At 71.1% G+C, this 12766-nt stretch carries 9 protein-coding genes; all 9 read right to left on the reverse strand.

The genetic code is table 11. The features are described 5' to 3' along the window. Positions 1–6: 6 nt before the first annotated feature. A complete protein-coding gene (locus ACFQZY_RS08630; protein WP_377415126.1) occupies positions 7–2970 on the reverse strand; it encodes a formate dehydrogenase subunit alpha in 2964 nt (987 codons plus the stop codon). Positions 2971–2995: 25 nt separating this feature from the next. Beyond that, positions 2996–3199 carry a formate dehydrogenase gene (locus ACFQZY_RS08635; RefSeq protein WP_377415128.1) on the reverse strand — a complete coding sequence of 68 codons (204 nt, stop codon included), beginning with the start codon at positions 3197–3199 and terminating at the stop codon, positions 2996–2998. 169 nt (positions 3200–3368) lie between these two features. After that, on the reverse strand, positions 3369–3986 hold the full coding sequence (locus tag ACFQZY_RS08640; RefSeq protein WP_377415130.1) for a molecular chaperone: 618 nt from the start codon (positions 3984–3986) through the stop codon (positions 3369–3371). Next, a complete protein-coding gene (locus ACFQZY_RS08645; protein ID WP_377415133.1) occupies positions 3983–6082 on the reverse strand; it encodes a 4Fe-4S binding protein in 2100 nt (699 codons plus the stop codon). Before ACFQZY_RS08645 ends, ACFQZY_RS08640 begins: the two co-directional genes overlap by 4 nt. Further along, positions 6009–6611, reverse strand: coding sequence for a DUF3306 domain-containing protein (locus ACFQZY_RS08650; protein WP_377415135.1), 603 nt, complete (start codon positions 6609–6611; stop codon positions 6009–6011). The genes ACFQZY_RS08645 and ACFQZY_RS08650 overlap by 74 nt, the downstream gene beginning before the upstream one ends. Continuing rightward, positions 6604–7149: a DUF3305 domain-containing protein gene (locus ACFQZY_RS08655; RefSeq protein ID WP_377415138.1), complete on the reverse strand. Its 546-nt coding sequence runs from the start codon at positions 7147–7149 to the stop codon at positions 6604–6606. The genes ACFQZY_RS08650 and ACFQZY_RS08655 overlap by 8 nt, the downstream gene beginning before the upstream one ends. Further along, positions 7146–9929 (reverse strand): formate dehydrogenase subunit alpha, encoded by a 2784-nt coding sequence (gene fdhF, locus ACFQZY_RS08660; protein WP_377415141.1) that lies wholly within the window; start codon positions 9927–9929, stop codon positions 7146–7148. Before fdhF ends, ACFQZY_RS08655 begins: the two co-directional genes overlap by 4 nt. After that, positions 9916–11598, reverse strand: a complete 1683-nt coding sequence (locus tag ACFQZY_RS08665; RefSeq protein ID WP_377415143.1) for an NADH-ubiquinone oxidoreductase-F iron-sulfur binding region domain-containing protein — start codon at positions 11596–11598, stop codon at positions 9916–9918. The genes fdhF and ACFQZY_RS08665 overlap by 14 nt, the downstream gene beginning before the upstream one ends. Further along, the gene (gene apbC / locus ACFQZY_RS08670; RefSeq protein WP_377415145.1) at positions 11598–12686 is read right to left on the reverse strand and encodes an iron-sulfur cluster carrier protein ApbC; all 1089 of its coding nucleotides are present in this window, start codon (positions 12684–12686) and stop codon (positions 11598–11600) included. The genes ACFQZY_RS08665 and apbC overlap by 1 nt, the downstream gene beginning before the upstream one ends. Positions 12687–12766 lie beyond the last annotated feature (80 nt).

The following is a 12766-nucleotide window of genomic DNA, read 5'->3' on the forward strand; positions in this document are numbered from 1 at the left end:
GTCTCCTTACGCCGTGGCGCGCTCGATGTTGCAGATCGTGGTCTTCGTCTCCTGCATCATCGTCACGCTGTCATAACCATAGGTCGTGGCCGTGTTGACGGCCTCGCCGCGCACCACCGGCGCGGCGCCGGCGGGATAGTGCGCGAGCATGTCCGCACCCTGCCAGCGACCCGAGAAGTGGAACGGCATCCACACCGTCTCGGCGTCGACGCGCTCGGTCACCAGGGCCTGCACGTTCAGGCGCGCGCCGGTGGGGCTGACCAGCCACACGCGCTCGCCGTTGCGGATGCCGCGGGCGGCGGCGGCCTTCGGGTTGATCTCCACGTAGGCCTCCTGCTGCAGTTCCGCCAGCCAGGGGTTGGAGCGGGTCTCCTCGCCGCCGCCCTCGTACTCGACCAGCCGGCCGGAGGTGAGGATCAGCGGGAATTTCTCGTGCAGCTTGTCCTGGACGTTCTTGGCCTGAACCGACTTGTACAGGGTGGGCAGGCGCCAGAAGGCCTTGCGGTCGTCGTGCGTCGGGTACTTGGCCACCAGGTCCGGGCGGGTGGAGTACAGCGCCTCGCGGTGCTGCGGGATCGGGTCCGGGAAGTTCCAGACCACGGCGCGCGCCTTGGCGTTGCCGAAGGGGTGGCAGCCATGCTTCATGGCCACGCGGATGATCGCGCCCGAGGGGTCGGTCTTCCAGTTCTTGCCCTCGGCCGCGGCCTGCTCCTCGGCGCTGAGGTCGCCCCACCAGCCGAGCTTCTTCAGCAGCACGTGGTCGAACTCGGGGTAGCCGGTGGTGATCTCGCAGCCCTTGGAGAAGGAGCCGTCGGCCGCCAGCAGGCTCTGGCCGTCACGCTCCACGCCGAAGTTCGCGCGGAAGTTGCCGCCGCCGTCCATCACGTGCTTGGAGGTGTCGTACAGGTTGGGCGAGCCGGGGTGCTTGAGTTCCGGCGTGCCGTAGCAGGGCCAGGGCAGGCCGAAGTAGTCGCCGGTGGTGTCGTAGCCCGTCTCCTTGTCGACGCCGCCCTTGGACTTGAGCGTCTTCACGTCGAACAGGTGCATGTTGCGCATGTGCGCCTTCAGGCGCTCGGGCGACTGGCCGGTGTAGCCGATGGTCCAGACCGACTTGTTGATCTCGCGCAGGATGTCCTCGACCATGGGCTCGTCCATGCCCTTGACCTTCTGCATCTTGTAGTTCTTGACCAGCTCCTTGCCGAAGCCGAGCTTGTCGGCCAGCTGGTACATGATCATGTGGTCGCTGCGGCTCTCCCACAGCGGCTCGATCACCTTCTCGCGCCACTGGATGGAGCGGTTGGACGCGGTGCACGAGCCCGAGGTCTCGAACTGCGTGGCGGCCGGCAGCAGGTACACGGCGCGGTTGGGGTTGCGGTCCTCGGGCTTGCCGGGCATGGCCGCCATGGCGGCGGTGGCCGAAGGGTACGGGTCCACCACGACCAGCAGGTCCAGCTTGTCCATGGCCCGCTTCATCTCCAGGCCGCGGGTCTGCGAGTTGGGCGCATGGCCCCAGAAGAACACCGCGCGCAGGTTCGGGTCCTGGTCGATGTTCTCGTTCTTCTCCAGGATGCCGTCGATCCAGCGCGAGACGGTGATGCCGGGCTTGCCCATCATCGCCGGGCTGGCGAAGCGGCCCTTGATCCAGTCGAACTCGACGCCCCAGGTCTTGGCGAAGTGCTTCCACGAACCTTCGGCCAGGCCGTAGTAGCCGGGCAGCGAGTCGGGGTTGGGGCCCACGTCGGTGGCGCCCTGCACGTTGTCGTGGCCGCGGAAGATGTTGGCGCCGCCGCCGGACACGCCGATGTTGCCCAGCGACAGCTGCAGCAGGCAGGAGGCGCGCACCATCGCGTTGCCGATGGTGTGCTGGGTCTGGCCCATGCACCACACGATGGTGCCGGGGCGGTGCTCGTGCATCTGCTTGGCGACGTCGAACATCACCGCCTCGGGCACGCCGCAGGCCTCCTCGACCTTGTCGGGCGTCCACTTGGCGAGGACTTCCTCGCGCACCTTCTCCATGCCCCAGACGCGGTCGGCGATGTACTTCTTGTCCTCCCAGCCGTTCTTGAAGATGTGGTACATCAGGCCGAACAGGAAGGGGATGTCCGAACCGGAGCGGATGCGGACATGCTGGTGCGCGCGGGCGGCGGTGCGGGTGAAGCGCGGGTCGACCACGATCCAGCGCGCGCCGTTCTCCTTGGCGTGCAGCATGTGCATCATCGACACCGGGTGCGCCTCGGCCGCGTTGGAACCGATGTACAACGCCAGCTTGGTGTTCTGCATGTCGTTGTACGAGTTCGTCATCGCACCGTAGCCCCAGGTGTTGGCAACACCGGCCACCGTGGTGGAGTGGCAGATGCGCGCCTGGTGGTCGCAGTTGTTGCTGCCCCAGTAGCTGACGAACTTGCGAAGCAGGTAGGCCTGCTCGTTGTTGTGCTTGGACGAGCCGATCCAGTACACCGAGTCGGGGCCGCTTTCCTTGCGCAGGGCCTGCAGGCGCTCGGTGATTTCCTTGAGCGCCTGGTCCCAGGAGATGCGCTGGTACTTGCCGTCCACCAGCTTCATCGGGTAGCGCAGGCGGTACTCGCCGTGGCCGTGCTCACGCAGGGCCGCGCCCTTGGCGCAGTGGGCGCCGAGGTTGATCGGGGAGTCGAACACCGGCTCCTGGCGCACCCAGACGCCGTTCTCGACGACGGCATCGACCGCGCAGCCCACCGAGCAGTGGGTGCAGACGGTGCGCTTGACCTCGATCTTGCCCTTGCCCTCGAGCGGCGCGCCGCCGGCGGCGTGCGACTTCTTCACCAGGGTCAGGGACGAGGCGGCGATGCCCGCGCCCACGCCCAGGCCGGAGCGGCGCAGGAAGGCGCGGCGATCCATCGTGGGAATGGCATGCGCGAGGCCGCGCTGCAGGCTGTGGACGAAGGACGGGCGGGCACTGCCGGCGGCAGCGCCCGATTTCTTGGTTAGCAACATGGAACGCTCCAAACCCGGGGGCCGGTCAGATGCGGGTGGTCTTGAAATAACGCTGGACGTGCTCGGTCAGCTGGTAGCCGCCGCCCCGCTCGGGAGGGGCCTTGGGCGTGGGCGCCTGCGCGGATTCGCGCGCGGCAGGCAGCAGGCTCGCGGCCGCAGCCAGCGCGCCGGCAGTGCCGGCACCCGCGAACACGACGCGCCGCGACACCTTGGGGGCGGATTGGGTCATCTGATCTCCTCGTCTTGGCTATGCAGTCAAGTGCATAGCATTCGCTAAATGTAATTCCCTGCTGAGCGCGCGGCAATTAAGGCGCACCCTGATAGCTGATGAGCGTAAACATTCGAATTAGCAATTGGCGTCCTCGTGTCGCAGCCGGGACACGAAACGCGGGCAGGCGTCACGCCAGCATGTCGAAACCCTGCTGCTCGACGTTCATGAAGGCCTGCGCGAAACCGGCCAGGGCGGCGAAGAAGCGGGCCCGGGGATGGGCCGCGACGGCCTCGCACAGGGCCATCACCCAGGGCTGCAGGTGGGCGCCGAAGAACTCGCGCTGGCGGGTGAGGTTGGACACGGTGACATCGTCGCCGGCGATCAGGTAGCGCATCACCTCGCACAGGTAGGCGATGTGGTCCTCGGTCTCGGGCATGGCCTCGTCGCGCGTGAGGCCCAGGGCGGCCAGGTCGTCGCGCAGGGCGGCCAGCGGGCGCTCGTTCAGGAAGCCGGTGAGGTAGTGCGACCCGAACAGGTAGACCTCGGGCTTGCCGACGCCGCCGAACAGCGCGTCGAACTCGGCCGCCACCTCGGCGTCGCCCATCGCCCGGGCCAGGCCCACCAGCGCGCGCCAGGGCTCCTCCAGGAAGCCGCCGGCGGCGGGCGCCTCGGTGGGCGCCACGCGCAGGGCCGCCAGGAGCTCGGGCGCGGGCGGCGCGTAGAACAACTGCGCCAGCAGGCCGTAGATCTCGGCGCGCGCGGTCTCCTCGTCGAGCGCAGTGGAGGTCGGAGGGGTCTGGCTCATAGGTCGGTGATCTTGGTTTCGTTCTGGCTGGAGTAGATGTCGATGACGCGGCAGTCACCGCACATCTTGAGGCGCTCCAGCGCGGCGCCCTGGAACATGGCGTGGCCGGCGAGCTTGGCCATCATGGCCTCGACGCCCTTGAGCGTGCCGAAGGGCTTGCCGCAGCGGATGCAGCCATAGGGCTGGGCCTCGTTCAGCACGCGCGCCTGCTTGCGCTCGGGCGCCAGCGACAGGCGCGGCTGCAGGGTGATGGCCTTCTCGGGGCAGGTGCCGGCGCACAGGCCGCACTGCACGCAGTTCTTCTCGATGAAGCGAAGCTGCGGCAGCTCGGTGTTGTCCTGCAGCGCGTTGGCCGGGCAGGCGCCGACGCAGGACAGGCACAGCGTGCACTTGTCCTTGTCCACCTCGATCGCGCCCAGCGGCGCGCCGGCGGGCAGCGCGATGGCCTCGGGCGTGAGCCGGGCCTGCGCGATCAGGTGGTCCAGCGCGAGTTCGAGCGTGGGGCGCTTCTCGCCGGTGAGGGCGAAGCGGCCGGCCGTGGCCGGCACCGCGCCCAGGCGGGCGGCGAGCAGCTGCAGCGCCTGGTCCAGGTCGGCGGGGTGGCGGCTTCGCAGCAGGCTGAAGTGCGTGCCCTCGTAGCCCAGGCCGGCGAGGATCGCCTGCGCCACGGCCATCTGCTGCTCGATCGCCTCGAGGTACTGCGGGGCCTCTTCCGCGGTGGCGAGCACCGCGACATGGCGCGCGCCGCCGGCCACCGCCGCGAGCCACAGCTCCAGGCCGGTGCTGGCGGTGTGCCACAGCGCCATCGGGATCACGTTGGCCGGCACGCCGTGGGCGGCACCCACGCGCGCGGCGCGGCCCAGGCCCTCGACCAGGGCGGTGCCCGCCTCCTGCGAATGCAGCAGCAGCACCGCCTCGCGGCCGCCGGCGCGGGCATAGGTGTTCAGGAGCGTGCGGATCTTCGTGCCCTGCTCGCTGGGGCGCGGGTAGGCATAGGTCAGCGCGCCGCTGGGGCAGGCGGTGGTGCAGGCGCCGCAGCCCACGCACAGGCTGGGGTTGACCTTGATCTGCTGGAGCGCCTTGTCCGAGCCCACCGCCTCGGCGGAGCAGATGTCGATGCAGGCGCTGCAGCCGACCCGGCCGTTGCGCGAGTGCGCGCACAGCGAGGGCTTGTAGGTGAAGAACTTGGGCTTCTCGAACTCGCCCACCCACTCGCGCAGCGCGAGCACGGCGGCCAGGCGCTCGTCGGGCGTGGCCGAGGGCGGCAGGTGCCGGTAGCCCTGCGGCTTGGCATGCTGCAGGAAGGCGGGCTGCTCGCGCAGGTCCAGCACCACGTCGAAGGACTGGGTGTCCGCGGCCGGCTCGCGCGAGAAGTCGATCGCTCCGGCGGCGCCGCAGGCCTTCACGCAGGCGCGGTGGCCGGTGCAGGCGGCGAGGTCGACCTGGTAGTCGAAACCGATCGCGTTCTCGGGGCAGGCCTCGATGCAGGCATTGCAGCGGGTGCACAGGTCCAGGTCGATCGGGTTGCCCTGCGTCCACGCCAGCTCGAAGGCGCCGAGCCAGCCGGTGAGGCGGTCGATGCGGCCGGACAGCACCGGCCAGCGGCGTGCCTGCGCGCCCTCCCCGCCCTGGGCGAAGAGGGTGACCTGCAGGGTGTCGTCCAGCGAGGCGGCGAGCTTCTCGGCAGCGTCGAGCGGGCCGATCACCAGGGCGCGGCCCTCGCTGCGGTAGGTGACGGTGGGCACCGGCTCGGGGTCGGGCAGGCGGGCGGCAGCCAGCAGCGCGGCGATCTTGGGCGTGGCGGCCCGGGCATCGCGGCTCCAGCCGCCGGTCTCGCGGATGTTGACGAAGCGCAGCGGCGCCCAGGCCGCGCCGCCCTGGGGCAGCTCGGTCTGCGCGGCGACCTCGGTGAACAGGGCCTGCTCCTGGGTGCAGGCCACCACCACCGTCTCGCCGCCCTGCACCGCCTGCTGGAAGGCGCCGGCCTCGCGGCGGCACAGGGTGGTGTGGAGCGTCAGCGCCTCATCGAGCGCCGTCCCCAGGGCCTTGGGGTCCAGGGGCTGGGTCTTGTTGCAGTCGCAGATCAGGGTCGGCATCGGTGGCGGGCGGGTCGGAAACCGCAGGGGCGGGAGCAGGAACGGCGGCGGGGGCAACGGGGTGGGCTGCGGGCGCGGCGGGTGCCGCGGCCTCGCCCTCCCCGCGATTGTCCTCGCGGAACAGGCCGAGGAATTCGGCGCTGGCCAGCGATTCGAGCATGCGCGTGGGAATCGGGTCGGGCTTGCCGTAATCGTCGATGTAGATGTCGAGCCCGTCCATCACATTGAAGTGCGGGTCGGCGAACAGCTTCTTCATCGCGGCGTTCTTCACCTCGGGCGTCACGTCGGCGGCGACGAAGCGGGTGAAGTCGGATTCGGGCGTGAGCGAGGCCACGTCGTCCAGGGTCGGTGGCGGGGCGGGGGCGGCCTCGGCCCGCGATTCGGCCCCGGGCACGGCGGCGGGCACGGCAGCGGGCGCCGGGGCAGCCACCTTAGCGGGGGCCGGCGCCGGCGGGTCCGCCTCCACCGGGCGGCCCTCCTTCACGTCGAGCTTGCGGCGGGACCAGCGCCCCAGGAAGCCGTCAGCCATGGCCGCCTCCTCTGCGGGTCTTGTCGGTGCTGACCGAGGCCGGGTTGCCGAAGCGGTCCGTCAGCGGCTGGAAGCTGGCCGGGCGCTTGCGCTTCTTCGGCTCCGGCACGTAGTTCGCCTCGGCGAACTCGCGCATCCAGGCCACCACCTCGGGCGGCGCGGGCACCTGTTCGACCGTCTCCTGCGCGTCGAGCCAGCGGCCGGCGTCGTGGTAGCTGACGGTGACGATCTCGGGCTTGGCGATCGGCTCGCTGGCGATGCGGGCCTCTTCCTCCATGCGCCACATCACGAACCAGCACGGGGCCTCGGTGGTGGCATTGAGGTAGTAGCCCTCGGCATCGTCGCGGAACAGTTCCACGGTGAAGCCGGGGTGCAGCCACAGCTGCGTCTGGCCGTCGTCGACCAGGAGGCGCGGCGCGTCGCCGAAGGCGGGCTCGTGCGGCACCACGTCGTGCAGCACCCAGCGCACCGGCTGCCAGCGGTTGTCGAGGATCTCGCGGCGCATCACCACCGCGACCTGGAGGCTGGGACGGGTCATGACAGCAACCTCACCGCGCAGTACTTGAACTCGGGAATCTTGCCGAACGGGTCCAGCGCCGGATTCGTCAGCAGGTTGGCCGCGGCCTCCCGGAACGCGAAGGGCATGAACACGGTGGCGTCGGGCGTGCCGTCGTCGCGGCGCAGGCGGCAGCGCACCTCACCGCGGCGCGATTGCAGCGTGACCTCCTGCCCCGCGACCAGGCCCAGGCGCTCCAGCTCGCGGCCGTTGAGGCTGCAGGTCGCCACCGGCTCCAGCGCGTCGAGCACCGTGGCACGGCGCGTCATGCTGCCGGTGTGCCAGTGCTCCAGCTGCCGGCCGGTGATCAGCACCAGCGGGTAGTCCGCGTCCGGCCGCTCGTTGGCGGGCAGCCGCTGCGTGGGCACCAGGTGCACCCGGCCGTCGTCGGTGGCGAAGTGCTCGGTGAACACCACCGGCTGGCCCGGGTCGTCCTCCGACAGGCAGGGGTAGACCACCGCGCCTTCGCGCTGCAGCCGCTCCCACGTGATGCCGGCGATGGCCGTGTGCATGGCCTGGCGCATCTCCTCGTAGACGGCGGCCACGCCGGCATCGGGGCCCTCGTAGCGCCAGTCCAGGCCCATGCGCCGGGCGATCTGCTGCACCAGCCAGAGGTCGGGCCTGGCCTCGCCCGGGGGCTCGATGGCCTGGCGCCCCAGCTGCACCAGCCGGTCGGTGTTGGTGACCGTGCCGGTCTTCTCCGGCCAGGCGGTGGCCGGCAGCACCACGTCGGCCAGCCAGGCGGTCTCGGTCAGGAAGATGTCCTGCACCACCAGGTGTTCCAGTGCTGCGAGGGCCTCGCGCGCGTGGTTCAGGTCGGGATCGCTCATCGCCGGGTTCTCGCCGGCGATGTACATGCCGCGCACCTTGTGCGGATCGGACTCGGGCGCGAGCGCCTTGTCCATGATCTCCACCACGGTGTAGCCGGGCGCGGCGTCGAGCTTCGCGCCCCAGAAGTCCTCGAACCAGGCATGGGCCTGCGGATTCGTCACCCGCTGGTAGTTGGGGAACATCATCGGGATCAGGCCGGCGTCGCTGGCGCCCTGCACGTTGTTCTGCCCGCGCAGCGGGTGCAGCCCGCTGCCGGGCTTGCCGATCTGGCCGGCCACCGTGCACAGCGCGATCAGCGCGCGCACGTTGTCGGTGCCGTGCACGTGCTGGCTCACGCCCATGCCCCACAGGATCATCGCGGACTTCGCGGTGGCAAAGGCCCGCGCCACCTCGCGGATGGTGGCCGCCGGGATGCCGCAGTCAGCCTGCACGGCCTCGGGGCTGAAGGCGGCGACGGCCGCCTGGATCGCCTCGTAGTTGCGGGCGCGCCGGGCGATGAAGGCCTGGTCCGCGAGCCCCTCCTCGATGACCGTGTGGACCATCGCGTTGACCAGCGCCACGTCCGCATCGGGCGTGAACTGCAGGGTGCGCCAGGCCAGGCGGCCGAGGTCGGTGACGCGCGGGTCGGCCAGCACGATCCTCGTGCCGCGCCGGGCCGCGTTCTTCATCCAGGTGGCGGCCACCGGGTGGTTGGAGGTCGGGTTGGAGCCGATCACCAGGACCAGCTCGGCCTGCTCCACGTCCATCACCGGGTTGCTCACCGCGCCCGAGCCCACGCCCTCGAGCAGGGCCGCCACGCTGGAGGCATGGCACAGGCGGGTGCAGTGGTCCACGTTGTTGCTGCCGAAGCCGGTGCGCACCAGCTTCTGGAACAGGTAGGCCTCCTCGTTCGTGCCCTTGGCCGAGCCGAAGCCGGCCAGCGACTTGGGGCCGTGGGTGTCGCGCAGGACCTTCAGGCCGTTCGCCGCCAGGTCCAGCGCCTCGTCCCAGCTGGCTTCGCGGAACACCTCGCGCCATTGCGAGGGATCGCGCAGCACGTTCGTGTCCTTGGGCACGCCGGGCTTGCGCACCAGGGGCCGGGTGAGCCGGTCGGCGTGGTGCACGTAGTCGAAGCCGAAGCGGCCCTTGACGCACAGGCGGCCGTGGTTGGCCGGGCCGTCACGGCCCTCCACGCCCACGATCCGGTTGTCCTTGACCTGGTAGGTGAGCTGGCAGCCCACGCCGCAGAAGGGGCAGACCGAGGCGACCGCGCGGTCCACCTGCGGTTGCTCGATCCTCGACTTGGGCATCAGCGCCCCGGTGGGGCAGGCCTGCACGCACTCGCCGCAGGCCACGCAGGTGCTCTCGCCCATGGCGTCGCCCTGGTCGAAGACGATGCGGCTGTGGGCGCCGCGGCCGGCGTAGCCGATCACGTCGTTGACCTGCTCCTCGCGGCAGGCCCGCACGCAGCGGGTGCACTGGATGCAGGCGTCGAGGTTCACCGCCATGGCGGGGTGGGACAGGTCGGGCGCGGGCTGCTCGCGGCGCAGGGCGGTGAGCGCGGGGCGCGGGGTGACGCCCAGCGCGTTCGCCCAATGCGAGAGTTCGCCGTGCGGGGCCTCGGCCTCGGGCCGGTGGCCCGCCTCGGGCAGGTCCGCCAGCAGCATCTCCACCACCATCTTCTGGCTCTTGCGGGCGCGCTCGCTGGTCGCCCTGACGTCCATGCCGGGCACGACCGCGCGGCAGCAGCTGGCAGCCAGGGTGCGCTCGCCGGCCACCTCGACGACGCAGGCGCGGCAGTTGCCGTCGGGCCGCAGGCCGTCGGAGAAGCACAGGTGCGGGATGTCCACGCCGGCGCGCCGCGCGGCCAGGAGGATGCTCTCGCCCTCGACGGCCTGCACCGTGCGGCCGTCCAGCGTGAAGTCCACGAGCGGGAGGTCAGGCGACTTCATCGGGGAAATACTCCTGCACGCAGCGGATCGGGTTCGGGGCGGCCTGGCCCAGGCCGCAGATGGAGGCATCGGCCATGACCTGCGAGAGGTCGGACAGCAGCGCCTGGTCCCACTGCGGGGCCTGCATCAGCGTGGCCGCCTTGTCCGTGCCCACGCGGCACGGCGTGCACTGGCCGCAGCTCTCGTCGGCGAAGAAGCGCATCACGTTCAGCGCCGCGTCGCGCGCCTTGTCCCGGTGGCCCAGCACGACCACCGCGGCGGAGCCGATGAAGCAGCCATGCGGCTGCAGGGTGTCGAAGTCCAGCGGCACGTCGGCCAGGCGCGCGGGCAGGATGCCGCCGGAGGCGCCGCCGGGCAGGTAGGCGTACAGCGCGTGGCCCTCGGCCATGCCGCCGCAGTACTCGTCGACCAGCTCGCGCAGGGTGATGCCGGCCGGGGCCAGCTTCACCCCCGGCTGCCTGACCCGCCCGCTGACGCTGAAGGAGCGCAGTCCCTGGCGGCCGTGGCGGCCATGGCCGGCGAACCAGCCGCCGCCCTGCTCCAGGATCTCGCGCACCCAGTGCAGGGTCTCGAAGTTGTGTTCCAGCGTGGGCCGCCCGAACAGGCCCTTCTCGGCGATGTAGGGCGGGCGCAGGCGCGGCTCGCCGCGCTTGCCCTCGATCGACTCGATCATGGCCGACTCCTCGCCGCAGATGTACGCGCCCGCGCCCCGGCGCAGGTGGATGGCGGGCAAGGGGCACGGCGGGTCGGCCTGCAGCCTGGCCAGCTCGCCTTCGAGCAGGCGGCGGCAGTCGTGGTATTCGTCACGCAGGTAGATGTAGACCGCATCGATGCCCGCCACCGAAGCGGCGATGAGCGCGCCCTCCAGGAAGCGGTGCGGGTCGCGCTCGAGGTAGGTGCGGTCCTTGAAGGTGCCGGGCTCGCCCTCGTCGATGTTGATCGCCATCAGGCGCGGGGCGGGCTGGGCGCGCACGATGCGCCACTTGCGCCCGGCCGGGAAGCCCGCGCCGCCCAGGCCGCGCAGGCCGGCGTGTTCGAGCGTGGCGATGACCGATTCATGATCGCGCTCGCCGCGCGCCACGGCGGCGGCGAGCTGGTAGCCGCCGGCGGCGCGGTAGGCCTCATAGCCGAGGGCGGCGGGCACCGGGTCGGCCCGCCCGGCCAGGGCGTCCTGAACCCGCTGCGGCGTGGCCCGCGGCACGGCCACCTGCCCGGCGAGGGCGGCGGGGGCCTGCTCGCAGCGGCCGATGCAGGGTGCGGCGATGACCTTCACCTCGCGACCGAGGATCGCGGGCAGCCGGTCCAGGAGCTCGCGCGCGCCGGCCAGCTCGCAGGACAACCCCTCGCACACGCGCACGGTGAGGGCCGGGCCCGGCTCGCCCTCGCCCAGGATCTCGAAGTGGTGATAGAAGCTCGCGACCTCGAACACCTCGGCCTGGCCCAGGCGCATCTCGTGCGCCAGCGCCGCGAGGTGCCGCGGCTGCAGGCCGTGGAAGCGGTCGTTCAGGCGGTGCAGGAACTCGATCAGCAGGTCCCGCGCATGGCCGTCCGCCGGCCGCGGCCCGAGGAGGGCGCGCACGTCCTCCAGGGCGGCGGACTCGAGCTGCCGGCCCTTGAGGTGGCCGGCGCGTTCGCCGCGGCGCGGCATGCGAACCGGCGCTTGCTGCATCAGGTGTCCTTGGAGACGGTGATGGTCGGGAACTTCGCGGAGAAGTCCTTGGCCTTGGCGGCGATGCGGATCGCCACCTGGCGGGCGATGTCCTTGTAGATGCCGGCGACCTTGCCTTCGGGGTCGGCCACCACGGTGGGCTGGCCGCCGTCGGCTTGCAGGCGGATCTGCATGTCCAGGGGCAGCGCGCCCAGGTAGTCGATGCCGCGCTCGGCGGCGTAGCGCTGGCCGCCGCCCTCGCCGAAGATGTGCTCCACGTGGCCGCAGTTCGTGCAGACATGGGCCGCCATGTTCTCCACCAGGCCGAGGATGGGAACGCCCACCTTCTCGAACATGGCCACGCCTTTGCGGGCGTCGAGCAGGGCGATGTCCTGCGGGGTGGTGACGATGACCGCGCCGGTCATGGGCACGCGCTGCGAGAGCGTGAGCTGGATGTCGCCGGTGCCCGGGGGCATGTCGACCACGAGGTAGTCGAGGTCGCGCCAGTTGGTCTGGCGCAGCAGCTGCTCCAGCGCCTGGGTGGCCATGGGGCCGCGCCAGATCATGGCCTGGTCGGGGTCGACCAGGAAGCCGATGGACATGACCTGCACGCCGTGGTTTTCCAGCGGGTCCATGGTCTTGCCGTCGGCGCTGGCGGGGCGGCCTTCGATGCCCATCATCATGGGCTGGCTGGGGCCGTAGATGTCGGCGTCCAGCACGCCGACCGAGGCGCCCTCGGCGGCCAGGGCCAGGGCCAGGTTGGCGGCGGTGGTGCTCTTGCCCACCCCGCCCTTGCCGGAGGCCACGGCGATGATGTTCTTCACCTGGGGCAGCAGCTGCACGCCGCGCTGCACCGCGTGGGCCAGCACCTTGGTGGCGAGGTTCGCCTGCACCTCGGTCACGCCGGCGACGCTGCGGGCGGCGGCCACCAGGGCCTGGCGCAGGGCGGGAACCTGGCTCTTGGCGGGGTAGCCGAGCTCCACGTCGAAGCTCACGCGGCCGCCGTCGACCTTCAGGTTCTTCAGGGCCCTGGTGGACACGAAGTCCTTGCCGGTGTTGGGATCGATGACGGCGGCAAGGGCCGCGAGGAGCTGGTCAGGGGTGGCCATGGTGGGAGCAATCTACAACCGGCCAGTGTAACGAGGCCTCGCCTGTCTGCCCGAGGGTAGGGTTACGGCGGAGACACAGC

Source organism: Ramlibacter sp. GCM10027632, assembly GCF_042675325.1.
Classification (GTDB): domain Bacteria; phylum Pseudomonadota; class Gammaproteobacteria; order Burkholderiales; family Burkholderiaceae_C; genus Ramlibacter.